Source organism: Ferrimonas balearica, assembly GCF_019802055.1.
In the GTDB taxonomy this organism is placed as follows: Bacteria; Pseudomonadota; Gammaproteobacteria; order Enterobacterales; family Shewanellaceae; genus Ferrimonas; species Ferrimonas balearica_A.
In genome coordinates this window covers 233,158-247,257 of record NZ_JAHVHW010000004.1, presented here as the reverse complement: position 1 = coordinate 247,257, position 14,100 = coordinate 233,158, and the positions used below count along the sequence as shown (strand labels likewise).

10 protein-coding genes are annotated in these 14,100 nt (G+C 59.4%); 9 read left to right on the top strand and 1 reads right to left on the bottom strand.

Translation table 11 applies throughout. The features are described from left to right. Nucleotides 1–691 precede the first annotated feature (691 nt). From aceB to KUV52_RS02025, 4 genes are all read left to right on the top strand, one after another. Complete coding sequence (gene aceB, locus KUV52_RS02040; protein ID WP_222524268.1) at nucleotides 692–2,320, top strand: malate synthase A; 1,629 nt, start codon at nucleotides 692–694, stop codon at nucleotides 2,318–2,320. Nucleotides 2,321–2,343: 23 nt separating this feature from the next. Continuing rightward, complete coding sequence (locus KUV52_RS02035; protein ID WP_222524267.1) at nucleotides 2,344–3,936, top strand: isocitrate lyase; 1,593 nt, start codon at nucleotides 2,344–2,346, stop codon at nucleotides 3,934–3,936. A gap of 344 nt (nucleotides 3,937–4,280) precedes the next feature. After that, nucleotides 4,281–5,384 (top strand): efflux RND transporter periplasmic adaptor subunit, encoded by a 1,104-nt coding sequence (locus KUV52_RS02030; RefSeq protein ID WP_222524266.1) that lies wholly within the window; start codon nucleotides 4,281–4,283, stop codon nucleotides 5,382–5,384. Next, a complete protein-coding gene (locus KUV52_RS02025) occupies nucleotides 5,381–8,524 on the top strand; it encodes an efflux RND transporter permease subunit (RefSeq protein WP_222524265.1) in 3,144 nt (1,047 codons plus the stop codon). Before KUV52_RS02030 ends, KUV52_RS02025 begins: the two co-directional genes overlap by 4 nt. Nucleotides 8,525–8,547: 23 nt before the next feature. Here KUV52_RS02025 and KUV52_RS18970 read toward each other — a convergent pair whose 3' ends face one another. Then, nucleotides 8,548–9,141 carry an ACP phosphodiesterase gene (locus tag KUV52_RS18970; protein ID WP_222524264.1) on the bottom strand — a complete coding sequence of 198 codons (594 nt, stop codon included), beginning with the start codon at nucleotides 9,139–9,141 and terminating at the stop codon, nucleotides 8,548–8,550. A gap of 126 nt (nucleotides 9,142–9,267) precedes the next feature. On the opposite strand from KUV52_RS18970, the gene KUV52_RS02015 reads away from it, so the two are divergent. From KUV52_RS02015 to secD, 5 genes are all read left to right on the top strand, one after another. Next, a complete protein-coding gene (locus KUV52_RS02015) occupies nucleotides 9,268–9,435 on the top strand; it encodes a hypothetical protein (RefSeq protein ID WP_222524263.1) in 168 nt (55 codons plus the stop codon). Between the two features lie 91 nt (nucleotides 9,436–9,526). Then, nucleotides 9,527–10,585 carry a tRNA preQ1(34) S-adenosylmethionine ribosyltransferase-isomerase QueA gene (gene queA, locus KUV52_RS02010; RefSeq protein ID WP_222524262.1) on the top strand — a complete coding sequence of 353 codons (1,059 nt, stop codon included), beginning with the start codon at nucleotides 9,527–9,529 and terminating at the stop codon, nucleotides 10,583–10,585. Between the two features lie 143 nt (nucleotides 10,586–10,728). Further along, nucleotides 10,729–11,853, top strand: a complete 1,125-nt coding sequence (gene tgt, locus KUV52_RS02005) for a tRNA guanosine(34) transglycosylase Tgt (RefSeq protein WP_222524261.1) — start codon at nucleotides 10,729–10,731, stop codon at nucleotides 11,851–11,853. A 32-nt stretch (nucleotides 11,854–11,885) separates the two neighbouring features. Continuing rightward, a complete protein-coding gene (gene yajC / locus KUV52_RS02000; protein WP_222524260.1) occupies nucleotides 11,886–12,212 on the top strand; it encodes a preprotein translocase subunit YajC in 327 nt (108 codons plus the stop codon). A 39-nt stretch (nucleotides 12,213–12,251) separates the two neighbouring features. Continuing rightward, nucleotides 12,252–14,096 (top strand): protein translocase subunit SecD, encoded by a 1,845-nt coding sequence (gene secD / locus KUV52_RS01995; RefSeq protein WP_222524259.1) that lies wholly within the window; start codon nucleotides 12,252–12,254, stop codon nucleotides 14,094–14,096. Nucleotides 14,097–14,100: the final 4 nt, after the last annotated feature.

Genomic DNA, 14,100 nt, shown 5'->3' with positions numbered 1-14,100 from the left:
AAGCCCGCCAATATGGCGGGCTTTTTTTTGTTGTCGGCCTTGCGGGGAAAAACGGTGTTGGTCCGACCCTTTGCACTTAATTGGTCAGACCCTCTCTCCTTGCAAACCCCCGTCCTGCCGGGCTTTTCGATGGTCGAGTGATGTATTTCATTTCCAACCGTTGCCGTGTTTTGTCGTGCCGTCAGAGGCAATCCCCAGCGGCGCCAGTTTACGTTAACGTCAAATTAAAACGGTCGTTTCACGCCCTGTTTAAATGGTGAGCTGCTCAAAAGCCCATCAACCGTGGACTTTGAGGCTACCGTTAAGGTCAGGGGCAAACATTTAAGGCAAGGGTCATTGACAGATTTGTCACCTGGATGCAGGGGGTTGTTGTCAACCAATGTGTACGGAGTGACTTTAAAGTACGTAATTTAATTACATTTGGTGCTTTGTTTTTCATCGGGGTCAAACCGCAGTGAAACGGACGTTTAAAGTTAATGCTCCAATCTCGGGTGTTCTTGTGAAACCCTTCAAAACAGTGCTTTGGGGCAAATTTGTGAAAATAGTGTGATTTCTGTCTTGATTTTTCATGCACCATAAAGCAGCTTAAATTTCACTCTTGAGCACCAGGACGGTGCAATGACCACCAAAGTCCAATAGAAAGAAACGTGGTTCTAAACTTTCATATGAAATTTCCGGTTTGGAGGAGCGAATGAGCCAGGCAGCCGTAGAGTCGAAAGACGCCATCATTAAGCGTGGTCAGTTCGTGGCCGGTGAGGAGAAAATCGTCAGTGCTGAGGCACTGTCGTTTCTGGCCGAGCTGGCTCAGCGTTTTGCACAGCCCCGTCAGGCATTGCTGCAAAAGCGAATTGAGCGTCAGGCCCGAATTGATGCGGGCGAGTTGCCGGACTTTCTGCCGGAAACCCGCAATGTGCGTGAGGGCAACTGGCAGATCCTGGGTATCCCCTCGGATCTTCAGGACCGTCGAGTCGAGATCACCGGCCCGGTGGATCGCAAGATGGTCATCAACGCCCTGAATGCGGACGTCAAAGTCTTTATGGCGGACTTTGAGGATTCGCTGGCACCCAGCTGGGAGAAGGTGGTTCAGGGTCAACAGAATCTGAAAGATGCGGTGGATGGCACCATCGAGTACACCAACCCGGCTAACGGCAAGGAGTATCGTCTCAAGCCGGATCCGGCGGTGTTGATCTGCCGGGTGCGCGGCCTTCATCTGGATGAGGCACACCTGAGCTGGCAGGGAGAACCGATGTCGGGAGCGCTGGTGGACTTTGGCCTGTACTTCTACCACAACTACCGGGCTCTGCTGGCCAAAGGTTCTGGACCGTATTTCTACATCCCCAAACTGCAAAGTCATCTTGAGGCGCGCTGGTGGGCCGAAGTGTTCGCTTACACCGAAGAGCGTTTCTGCCTGAATCCGGGCACCATCAAGGCCACCTGCCTGATTGAGACTCTGCCCGCAGTGTTCGAGATGGACGAGATCCTTTACGAACTGCGCAACAACATTGTCGGCCTCAACTGCGGTCGCTGGGATTACATCTTCAGCTACATCAAAACCCTGAAGAACTACCCGGATCGGGTGCTGCCCGACCGCCAGGTGGTCACCATGGATAAGCCGTTCCTGTCCGCCTATTCCCGCCTGTTGATCAAGACCTGTCACAAGCGCGGCGCGCTGGCGATGGGGGGAATGGCAGCATTCATCCCCGCCAAAGATCCGGAGCGTCAGGCTCAGGTGCTGGCCAAGGTGAAGCAGGACAAGGAGCTGGAGGCCCGCAATGGTCACGACGGCACCTGGATCGCTCACCCGGGCCTGGCCGATACCGCCATGGCCGTCATGAACGAATACATCGGTGATCGTCCCAACCAGCTTCAGGTGTCCCGTGACGTCGACGCCCCGATCACCGCCGAGGAGTTGCTGGCGCCCTGTGAGGGCCAGGCCAGCGAAGCGGGGATGCGCGCCAACATCCGCATTGCGGTGCAGTACATCGAAGCCTGGATCTCCGGCAATGGCTGCGTACCGATTTATGGCCTGATGGAGGACGCCGCCACGGCGGAGATCTCCCGGGCTTCCATCTGGCAGTGGATCAAACACGGCACCCATCTGGACAACGGCCAGCTGGTTACTGCCGAGCTGTTCCGCTCCCTGCTCAAGGAGGAGCTGGCCGTGGTTCGTGAGGAACTGGGCTCAGAGCGCTTTGACGGCGGCCGTTTCGACGAAGCCGCAGAGATTTTCGAGCGCCTCACCTGTGCTGACGAACTGACGGATTTTCTGACCCTGCCCGGGTACCAGATCCTGACCCAACCCACACTCGCTCAAGGATAAGCATTTTTAAGGAGTCCCAAATCATGGCCACTTACCAGAACGATATCGATACCGCCAACAGCTTGATTGAAACCCAGGGGCAGACGTGGGGTGTGAACGCCGAAAATGTCGCGCGTATGAAGGCTCAGAACCGCTTTAAAACCGGTCTGGATGTTGCCCGCTACACCGCCAAGATCATGCGTGAAGATATGGCCAGCTACGATGCCGACCCGGCCAACTACACCCAGTCTCTGGGTTGCTGGCACGGCTTTATCGGCCAGCAGAAGCTGATCGCCATCAAGAAGCACCTGACCACCACCAAGGGGCGTTACCTCTACCTGTCTGGCTGGATGGTCGCAGCGTTGCGCAGCGAGTTCGGTCCGCTGCCGGATCAGTCCATGCATGAGAAAACCTCCGTGGCCTCCCTGATTGAGGAGCTGTACACCTTCCTGCGCCAGGCGGATGCCCGTGAGCTGGGTGGTTACTTCCGTGCGCTGGACGCGGCCCGTGAGGCGGGCGATAAGGCCAAGGAAGCGGAAGTTCAGGCCAAGATCGACAACTTTGAAACCCACGTTGTGCCGATCATCGCTGACATCGACGCCGGTTTTGGTAACGAGGAAGCCACCTACCTGCTGGCCAAGAAGATGATTGAAGCCGGTGCGTGCTGCATCCAGATCGAGAACCAGGTATCCGATGAGAAGCAGTGTGGTCACCAGGACGGCAAGGTGACCGTTCCCCATGCGGACTTCCTGGCCAAGATCCGCGCGGTTCGTTATGCCTTCCTGGAACTGGGCGTGGATGACGGCGTGATTGTGGCCCGTACTGACTCTCTGGGCGCCGGCCTGACCAAGCAGATTGCGGTCACCAAGGAGCCGGGCGATCTGGGCGACCTCTACAACAGCTTCCTGGATGGCGACTACGTGAACAGCGCCGACGACATCGAAAACGGTGACGTGGTGGTGAAGGCGAATGGCAAACTGCTGAAGCCGAAGCGCCTGGCCAGCGGCCTGTTCCAGTTCAAGCCCGGTTCCGGTGAGGACCGTGTGGTACTGGACTGCGTAACCTCCCTGCAGTACGGCGCTGACCTGCTGTGGATTGAGACTGAGAAGCCGCACGTTGGTCAGATCGCTGGCATGGTGAACCGCATCCGCGAAGTGGTCCCCAACGCCAAGCTGGTTTACAACAACAGCCCCTCCTTCAACTGGACTCTGAACTTCCGTCAGCAGGTGTTCGATGCCTGGGAAGCGGCGGGCCGCGATCTCTCCGCCTATGACCGCGCGAACCTGATGAGCGCCCAGTACGACGACACCGAACTGGGAGTTGAGGCCGATGCCAAGATCCGCTCCTTCCAGGCCGATGCGGCCCGTGAAGCGGGGATCTTCCACCACCTCATCACGCTGCCGACCTACCACACTGCGGCGCTGTCCACCGATAACCTGGCCAAGGGCTACTTCGGTGATGAGGGGATGCTGGCCTACGTGTCCAACGTACAGCGTCAGGAGATCCGTCAGGGCATCGCCTGTGTGAAGCATCAGAACATGGCCGGTTCCGATATGGGAGACGATCACAAGGAGTACTTCTCCGGTGACGCCGCCCTGAAAGCCGCCGGTAAAGACAACACCATGAACCAGTTCTGATCCCCTGTTTGTTTGAGTTCCCACGTTGCTTGTGCTTTGGGAGGACTTAGGTCCTCCCCTTTTTTTTGCCTGTTCGTTGTGGGCTGGTCGAACGCTGGTAACCCCATGTTGAGCTCTTGGCGGAAACGCTATAGCTGTGGCGAATCTGCTGCCTGAATGATGAGCATTTGTTGTGCATTGCAAGCGGAGGTGTCTCTACGCAACATGTGGAATATTTCGATACAAGTTGTGGTTTTTCCGACCGTTTTTCCGATTTTTCGTTGAGGTGGCGTTCAGCCATACCTTTTACAGTGGCCCTATTTTCCCCGTCCCGCCCGGATGGGTGCTCATAGGGATCCAACTGCATGAATTTTGTTTCCAAGCGGTGGCTGGTGCTGCTGTTACCCATCGGTTTGCTCGGCTGCGAGCGAGCTTCTGCTCCCATGGCTCCGCCGCCACCAGCGGTGGAGGTGACGGTGGCGACGCAGCAGGATTACCAACCAGTCCGCCGTTTTTCCGGTCGAATTGAGGCGATCGAGGATATCCGCATCAGTGCCCAGGTCTCGGGCTATCTGACTCAACGGTTCGTGTCTGACGGTCAGGTGGTGAAAGCGGGCACCCCGCTGTTTGAGATCGATCCTCGTCCCTACCGGGCGGCAATGAGTGCCGCCAAGGCCACGCTGGCGGAAGCGAAAGCGTCCCGGGACATTGCTCAGGTCAACCTGACGCGCAACCAGGCGTTGCTGGGCCGGGGCAGCGTCAGTGAATCCGACATCGATAACCTTCGGGCCAGCCTGGCGATGGCCGATGCGCGGGTGCTGCAGGCGGAAGCCGCATTGGAGAAAGCGCAGTTAGACCTGGCCCACACCCGGGTCACCGCGCCAATAAGCGGGCAGGTGGGCGCTGCCATGGCAGCAGTTGGGGATCTGGTGGGGCCGCAGTCCGGTCCGCTGATGACCCTGGCGCAGCAGGACCCCATCCGCACCAGTTTCCGCATCTCCGAGCGGGAGCGTCTGGCCATGGTGCTCAATGGGTTGATGGACGATGACAAGGTGGCGGTAACGCTGGACCTTGGCCATGGCCAAACCTATCCGAAACCCGGCAGCATCACCTTCTTCGACAACCGTATCGACCTCGCCACCGGCACCCTGGCGCTGCATGCGGATTTTGCCAACCCGGAGGGCGTATTGCTGCCGGGGCAGTTTGTTCAGGTTCAGGTACGTCCCCATCAGGCTCTGAGCGGTGTGGTGATCCCCAACCGGGCGGTACAGAACGATCAGCAGGGCAGCTTTGTGATGGTGGTGGCTGAGGACAGCACCGTATCCCGCCGCAACGTGGAGCTGGGCAGCCGCCTGGGTCAGGAGATTGTGGTGTTGAACGGGCTGGCTGCGGATGAGCAGGTGGTGACCTCCGGACTGCACCGGGTACGCTCCGGTGGCCAGGTCACCGTGATGGGTGATGGCGTATGATTTCGCGCTTCTTTATCCATCGCCCCAAGTTCGCCATCGTTATCGCCCTGGTGATGGTGCTGGTGGGGCTGATCGCCATGCGCACCATGCCGGTCAACGAGTTTCCCCGCATTACGCCGCCGGTGGTGCAGGTTTCGGCCATGTATCCGGGCTCCAACGCCGAAGTGGTGGAACAGACCCTGGCCCAGCCCATTGAGGAGGCGGTCAACGGGGTGGAGAACATGCTCTACATGCGCTCCCGCTCCGCCAACGACGGTGGCTATTTTCTGGAGGTGACCTTCGACATCGGCACCGATCCCGATATGGCGACCGTACTGGTGCAAAACCGGGTGAACGAGGCGACTCCCAGGTTGCCGGTGGACGTTCGCGAGCGTGGCATCAAGGTGGCCAAGAAGTCGCCGGATCTGCTGATGGCGATGACCGTTTACTCCCCCAACGAGACCCACGATGACATCTTCCTGACCAACTATGTGGCCCTGAACCTGGAGGAGCAGCTCAAGCGCATCCCCGGGATCTCCGATGTTTCCCTGATTGGTGGGGCCCGCTACTCCATTCGGGTCTGGCTCGATCCGGAGCGGATGGCCCGCTACGGCCTGACCACCAGTGACGTGCATCGCGCACTGGCGGAGCAGAATGTGGTGATGCCAGCGGGTCGCATCGGTGGGGCGCCGGATCTGGACCAGCCTGCCATGACCATCCCCCTGGTGACCCAGGGCCGCCTGAAAACGGTGGAGGAGTTCGAGCACGTGATTGTGCGGGCGGACTCTGATGGCAGCACGCTGTTCCTGAAAGACGTCGCCAGTGTCGATCTCGGCAAGGAGATGTACGACTTCGAAGCCACCCGCAATGGTCAGCTGGCGGCGATGCTGAGCCTGACCCTGCAGCCCGACGCCAATGCCCTGGAGACCGGTCAGCAGGTTAAGGCGTTTCTGGCCTCTGCGGCGGAGCAGTTCCCCGACGACATGGCCTACGACATCGTCTATGACACCACGGTGTTTGTCGAGGAGTCGATCGCCTCGGTGCTGGCCACGCTGGTGCAGGCGGTGCTGCTGGTGGTGCTGGTGACCTACCTGTTCCTCGGTTCCATGAGGGCGACCACGGTGCCGCTGGTGGCGATACCGGTCTCGCTGATCGGCACCTTCGCCTTTATGCTGGCGATGGGCTTCACCATCAACACCGTGACCCTGTTCGGCCTGATCCTGGCCATCGGCATCGTGGTGGATGACGCCATCCTGGTGATTGAGAACGTGGAGCGCAACATGCGGGAGAACCCCGCATTGAGTGGCGCCCAAGCCACCATCAACGCCATGAAAGAGGTGACCGGCCCCATCATCACCTCCACGTTGGTGCTGCTGGCGGTGTTTATCCCGGTGTCCCTGCTGCCTGGCATCACCGGTGAGATGTACGCCCAGTTCGCGGTCACCATCGTGATCTCCGTGGTGCTCTCCAGTGTTAATGCCCTGACCCTCTCTCCCGCACTCTGCGCCATGCTGCTGAAGCCGGGGAACAACCAGGGGCCGCGCTGGTATCAAGCCTTTAACCGCGGCTTTGACCGCCTCACCGATCGCTATGGTCGTGTGGCCGCGGTGCTGGTGCGCAAGTCCGGTCTGCTGATTGGCCTGTTTGCCGCTGCCGTGGCGTTGCTGGCGCTCATCACGCCCTCCATCCCCACTGGCTTTGTGCCGGAGGAGGACAAGGGGATGATGCTGGTGAACGTGCAGTTGCCGGATGGCGCTTCACTGCGCCGCACCGTTGAGGTGGCGGATGAGCTGGAAGCGGTGCTGATGAGCTACCCGGAGGTGGACGCCGTGGGCGCGGCCCGTGGCTTTGGCCTGCTCTCTTTCTCCCTTCAGTCCAACACCGCAACCTTCTTTGTTCGTCTGCATGATTGGGCGGACCGGGAAGCGGGGCTCAGAGAGATCACCTACCGCCTGAATGTCTGGGCCGCGACCCAGTACCACGATGCCCAGGTGATGGCGTTTGGTACCCCGGCCGTGCCCGGTGTGGGCAATGCCAACGGCTTCGAGTTTATGCTGGAAGACACCCGAGGGCGCCCACGCGAGGAGCTGGCGGCGGTGATGGATGACTTTATCCGGGCCGCGAATCAGCAGCCGGAGCTGACCCGTGTGTTCAGCTTCTTCCGCGCCAATGTGCCTCACTACTACGTGGACGTGGACTATCTGAAAGCCCGTCAGTTGGGGATCCCGATCACCGAAATCTTCTCCACCCTGCAAACCAACCTGGGGGCGATGCGGGTCAACGACGTGACCCTGTTCGGCAAGTCCTACCGGGTGAACATGCAGGCGCAGGCCGAGTTCCGACGGGACACTGAGGATCTAGGACGCTTCCATGTGCGCAGCGCCAGCGGCGAGATGATTCCGCTCTCCACTCTGGTGACCCTGTCGCCGACACTGGCGCCGGATGTGGCCTGGCGTTACAACCTCTACAACGCGGCCACCATCACTGGCCAGGCGGCCCCGGGCTATGCCTCCGGTGAAGCGCTGGCAGCGATGGAGCGGCTGGCGGCCCAGATGCTGCCCGATGGCTATACCTACGAGTGGACCGGCATGGCGTTCCAGGAGAAAGCGGCGGGGGATCTGGCGCTCTACGCCTTCGCCCTGGCCCTGCTGTTTATCTACCTGTTTATGGTGGCTCAGTATGAATCCTGGACCATGCCGACGGCGATCATCCTGGTGGTGCCGATGGCGGTGCTGGGGGCGATGATGGCGCTGAAGTACGCCGGACTGCCTCTGAACCTCTATGCCCAGATGGGTCTGGTGCTATTGATTGCGCTGGCGGCCAAGAACGCCATCCTGATTGTGGAGTTCGCCCGTCTGAAGCGGGAGGAGGAGGGACGCCCCATCGAAGAGGCGGCGGTGGAAGCGGGCAAGCTGCGCTTCCGGGCCGTGAACATGACCTCCTGGTCCTTCATCTGCGGGATGATCCCGATGGTGCTGGCTTCCGGTGCCGGGGAACTGTCCCAATGGTCGCTGGGGTGGACGCTGCTGGGTGGGTTGCTCTGTGTGTTGCTGGTGGGCACCTGCTTTATCCCGGGCTTCTTCGCTCTGTTCCAGCGCCTGCGGGAGCGGACAAAGGGCGGTGACGCCACCGTCACCCCGGAGACCGCGCACTCCGCTTAAACGCCTATGACGAAAAGCCCCACCTAACCGGTGGGGCTTTTTTGATTCTGAAGAAAGCGGTCAGCGTCGGCCAGAAGCTCCGGCATCAGGGTTTCAAAGGTGTCGGCAATGGCCACTTCTAATCGCCAGATCTCTGGGATGGCGTCCCGCAATCGCTGGGGCTGGGAGAGGCGCCGGGCAATGTTGTAAAGCGCCCCATCAATGTTCCGGGCGTGTTGATACTGAAGCAGCCAGTCCGTGCGGCTCATCGCTTCCAGCACAGGCAGGAACCGCTCTGGCAATGGGCTGGCCTGAGCCATCTCCGTGTAACAGTACTGACTGAAGCTCGCCAGGGGCCAGGGGTGGTAGTGCGGCCAGTGCTGCGCGAGTTGATGGTCAAACGCCAGGTCGAGGCAGATCCCGGCCATTCGCCGGTGGATGGGGTTGAACGCCGATTTCAGCGCCAATACCCGATGGTCGCTGTCCAATCTGGCATCAATAAATCGGTGAAGCAGCATGCCGGTGCGGATGGGTTCGGGCCAGTCGGTCAGCGGTCCCCTAACAAAATCCGCACCTACCGCACCAGCCAGGCTGGTCTGAGTGTGGTCGGCAATCAGCAGATGTGCGAGGAAGTTCACGATATCACTTGCTCAAAATAAAACCGATTATTACATTATCTTAACGCCAACGGATGGCGTGTTTAGGGTTCGGGTCATGAAGACCCTGTCCCGAGAATTGACCCATACTCAGGGAAAGGAGTTCCCATGGCGATCAAATGGCTGCAGGACCATATTCAACGCGTTTTTCGACGTCGACAACGCATTGAGCTGGATATCCCCTTCGAAACCCACGACGTTCCAGGCAGCATGCGTGAGCTGTTTGAGCACCACCGCGAGCACCCTCGCCCCTCTCAACACGATCAAGACCGTTAAACGCCGACTTGATCCCGGTCCGGCCTCTTTTTAGACTAGCGCCCCCGCCCGTGCATGGGCGTCCACTAATCGCTGAGAGAGTGCCGAACCGATGCAGGTATCCGATTTTCACTTTGATCTGCCCGATGAGCTGATCGCCCGTTATCCCACCAAAGAGCGTACGGCTTCCCGTCTGCTCCACCTGGATGGGGAAACTGGCGCGCTGCGCGACGGCCAGTTTCCGGACCTGCTCGATCTGATCCACCCCGGCGATCTGATGGTGTTCAACAACACCCGCGTGATCCCGGCCCGCATCCACGGCCAAAAAGCCTCCGGCGGTAAGATCGAAGTGCTGGTGGAGCGGGTACTGGACAGCCAGCGTGTACTGGCGCACGTGCGCTCCTCCAAATCCCCTAAACCCGGCACTGAGCTGCAGTTTGAGCAGGGCGTGACCGCCACCATGGTGGCCCGCCATGATGCTCTGTTCGAGCTGGCTTTTGCCGGCGACGACACCGTACTGAACATCCTGGATCGCATCGGTCATATGCCGCTACCGCCGTACATCGATCGCCCGGACGAAAACAGCGACCGTGAGCGCTACCAGACCGTCTACAACCAGCGCCCTGGCGCGGTGGCGGCTCCGACAGCCGGTTTGCACTTTGATGAGGCGATGCTGGCCGCCCTGAAGGCCAAGGGCGTGGAGATCGCCTACGTGACCCTGCATGTGGGCGCGGGCACCTTCCAGCCGGTGCGGGTGGACAATGTGAAGGACCACCACATGCACTCAGAGTTTGCGGAAGTGAGCAGCGAAGTGGTGGATGCGGTGAAGCGGACTCGTGCCCGCGGTGGCCGGGTGATTGCGGTGGGTACCACTTCGGTACGCTCGCTGGAGTCAGCCGCCAAGGCATCCCGCGAGCAGGGCGAAGTGCTGGCCCCCTATGCTCAGGAAACCGATATCTTCCTCTATCCCGGTTGCGAATTCCTGTTGGTGGACGCCATGCTCACCAACTTCCATCTGCCGGAATCGACCCTGATCATGCTGGTGTCCGCCTTTGCCGGTCAGGACAATGTGATGAACGCCTATCAGCATGCGGTTGACCAGAAATACCGCTTCTTCAGCTACGGCGATGCGATGTTTGTGACCAAACGGGAACAAAACACCACCGCTTGAGCGTGCTTACGTCACGAAAACCTCATTTTTCTGGCCGGGACGCTTGAAGCGCGCCCCGGCCGGCCCCATTTTACCCCTAATGTGCCGTAAAACACGGCCTACACTAGACCATCTCCGGACTGTTTCTCTGGTACGAGGTATTGATGAAATTTGAACTGATCACCACTGATGGACGTGCTCGCCGCGGTCGCCTGACCTTCGAGCGTGGCACGGTGGAAACGCCGGCGTTTATGCCGGTTGGCACCTACGGCACCGTTAAGGGCATGACACCGGAAGAGGTGGAAGCCACTGGCGCCGAGATCTGCCTGGGTAACACCTTCCACCTTTGGCTGCGCCCCGGTAACGAGATCATGCAGAAGCATGGTGATCTCCACGACTTTATGAACTGGCACAAGCCGATTCTGACCGATTCCGGTGGTTTCCAGGTGTTCAGCCTCGGTGACATCCGCAAAATCACCGAAGCAGGCGTGCACTTCCGTCACCCCATCAACGGCGACAAGATCTTCCTCGATCCGGAAGGCTCCATGGAGATCCAGTACTACCTGGGCTCCGACATCGTGATGATCTTCGACGAGTGCACCCCCTATCCGGCGACCGAAGAGGAAGCGGGTACCTCCATGCGGATGTCCCTGCGCTGGGCTCAGCGCTCCCGTGATGCCTTCGACAAACTGGGCAACAAGAACGCCCTGTTCGGCATCATCCAGGGTGGCGTGTACGAGTATCTGCGTGATGAGTCCCTTGAAGGGCTGATGAACATCGGCTTCGACGGTTACGCCATCGGCGGTCTGGCCGTGGGTGAGCCGAAAGAGGACATGCACCGCATCCTGGAGCACATCTGCCCGAAAATCCCCGAAGAGAAGCCGCGCTACCTGATGGGCGTGGGCAAGCCGGAAGATCTGGTGGAAGGGGTGCGTCGCGGTGTCGATATGTTCGACTGCGTGATGCCGACCCGTAACGCCCGTAACGGTCACCTGTTTACCACCGAAGGGGTGGTGAAAATCCGCAATGCCAAGCACCGCGACGACACCTCGCCGCTGGACGCGGATTGCGACTGCTACACCTGTAAGAACTACACCCGTGCGTACTTGCACCATCTGGACCGCTGTAACGAGATCCTCGGGGCACGCCTCAACACCATCCACAACCTGCGCTACTACCAGCGGGTGATGGAGGGTTTGCGGGGGGCCATTGAGCAGGGTACCCTAGACGACTTTGTGGCCGAATTCTACGCCCGCCAAGGCCGGGAAGTACCGCCGTTAAACGATTGATATCAAAATAACTAACGAGAGAGTTAACGCTTATGTTTATCGCAAACGCCTACGCCAATACCGGTGCCCCGCAAGGTGGCGGCATGGAGATGATCATCATGCTGGCGGTGTTCGGCCTGATCTTCTACTTCATGATCCTGCGTCCGCAGAACAAGCGGGTTAAGGAGCACAAGAACCTGGTTGAGTCCCTGAGCAAGGGCGATGAGGTTCTGACCAACGGTGGTCTGGTGGGCAAAATCGTTAAAGTGACTGCTGACGATGACTACCTGGTACTGGCTCTGGGTGAAAACACCGAAGTGACCATCAAGAAAGACTTCATCACTGCGGTTCTGCCGAAAGGCTCCGTGAAGTCTCTGTAATAGAAGAATAAGACCACCAAGTAATTAAGGGGCACCGGCGTGTTGAACAAATACCCGATGTGGAAAAACCTGATGGTGATCTTCGTGATCGCCATCGGGTCGCTCTACGCCGCACCCAACCTCTACGGGGAAGACCCGGCGCTGCAGATCTCTGCAACCCGGAGCGTGGCACTGGACAGTGCCACCCTGGACAACGTCCAGTCTGCCCTGAAAGAGAAGGGACTGACGGCTAAGAGCGTCGTTATGGAAGAGGGTCAGATCCTGGCGCGTTTCAGCAACGCCGAGGATCAGATCGAAGCCAAGGAAGTGGTAGCCCAAGCATTGGGTAGCGATTACATCGTTGCTCTCAACCTGGCGCCGGCCACCCCTGAATGGTTGAAGGCATTGGGTGGTAACCCGATGAAGCTGGGCCTGGACCTGCGCGGCGGTGTGAACTTCCTGATGGAAGTGGACATGAACGAAGCGGTCCACAAGCAGCAGGAGCAGATCGTCACCGATTTCCGCGCTGAACTCCGTGAGCAGCGCCTGCGCTACTCCGGCGTACGCGTGGTGGGCGATGGCGTGGAAGTGCGCTTCCGTGACGCTGCTGTAGCCCAGGAAGCCTACAGCTACCTGCGTAGCCGCAACCCCAACCTGGTGTTCAGCCAGCCCGATGATCTGGTGATCATGGCCACCCTCTCTGAGCCCTATCTCAAGGAGATCAAAGAGTATGCCCTGAACCAGAACATCAACATTCTGCGTAACCGTGTGAATGAGCTGGGTGTGGCGGAGCCGGTGGTTCAGCGTCAGGGTGCCGAGCGCATCACCGTAGAACTGCCGGGTGTACAGGACACTGCTCGGGCCAAGGAGATTCTGGGCGCGACCGCGACCCTGGAGTTCCGCATGGTTGCCCAGAACGTGGATCTGAACGCTGCAACCCGCGGCATGGTCCCGCCGGGAACCCGTCTGTATGAAGACCGTGATGGTCGCCCCGTGGTGCTGGATCAGCAGGTTATCCTGACCGGTGACCACATCACCGGCGCGCAATCCGGCTTCAGTGAAACCAGCCAACCCCAGGTGAACATCAGCCTGGATGCCGCTGGCGGTAACAAGATGGCGGACTTTACCCGTGACAAAGTCGGTTCCGCCATGGCCACCGTCTTTATCGAGTACAAGCCCACCGGTGAGCGTAACGAAGACGGCAGCCCTCAGTTCGATAAGATCGAAGAGGTGATCAACGTCGCGACCATCCAGGCTCGCCTGGGTCGTAACTTCCGCATTACCGGTATCGGCTCTCCGGCCGAAGCTCACAACCTGGCTCTGCTGCTGCGTGCCGGTGCTCTTATTGCGCCGATCACCATCGTGCAGGAGCGCACCATCGGTCCGTCTCTGGGTCAGGAAAACATCAACAACGGTATGGCCGCGCTGATGTGGGGCATGCTGGCGGTGGTGGTCTTTATGGCCATCTACTACCGCAAGTTTGGCCTGATCGCCGTTGGCGCTCTGATGGTCAACCTGATCATGATTGTGGGTGTGATGTCGATGATTCCGGGGGCCACACTGACCCTGCCGGGCATCGCCGGTATCGTATTGACCGTAGGTATGGCGGTGGATGGAAACGTGCTGATCTTCGAGCGTATTCGTGAGGAGATCAAAGCGGGACGAACCATCCAGCAGGCGATCCACGAAGGCTACGGTAACGCGCTGTCCACCATTGCGGATGCCAACATCACCACGCTGATCACCGCACTGATCCTGTTCGCCGTGGGCACTGGCCCGGTGAAAGGCTTCGCCGTGACCCTGATGATCGGTATCGCAACCTCCATGTTCACCGCCATCGTCGCTTCCCGCGCCGTGGTGAACGCCTTGTGGGGCGGTAAGCGCCTCAAGAAGCTGGACATCTAAAGGA

What these genes read in the sequence shown, in the direction of transcription:
- aceB (WP_222524268.1), top strand. Translation starts at nt 692, where the DNA reads ATGAGCCAGGCAGCCGTAGAGTCGAAAGACGCCATCATTAAGCGTGGT.
- KUV52_RS02035 (WP_222524267.1), top strand. Translation starts at nt 2,344, where the DNA reads ATGGCCACTTACCAGAACGATATCGATACCGCCAACAGCTTGATTGAA.
- KUV52_RS02030 (WP_222524266.1), top strand. Translation starts at nt 4,281, where the DNA reads ATGAATTTTGTTTCCAAGCGGTGGCTGGTGCTGCTGTTACCCATCGGT.
- KUV52_RS02025 (WP_222524265.1), top strand. Translation starts at nt 5,381, where the DNA reads ATGATTTCGCGCTTCTTTATCCATCGCCCCAAGTTCGCCATCGTTATC.
- KUV52_RS02015 (WP_222524263.1), top strand. Translation starts at nt 9,268, where the DNA reads ATGGCGATCAAATGGCTGCAGGACCATATTCAACGCGTTTTTCGACGT.
- queA (WP_222524262.1), top strand. Translation starts at nt 9,527, where the DNA reads ATGCAGGTATCCGATTTTCACTTTGATCTGCCCGATGAGCTGATCGCC.
- tgt (WP_222524261.1), top strand. Translation starts at nt 10,729, where the DNA reads ATGAAATTTGAACTGATCACCACTGATGGACGTGCTCGCCGCGGTCGC.
- yajC (WP_222524260.1), top strand. Translation starts at nt 11,886, where the DNA reads ATGTTTATCGCAAACGCCTACGCCAATACCGGTGCCCCGCAAGGTGGC.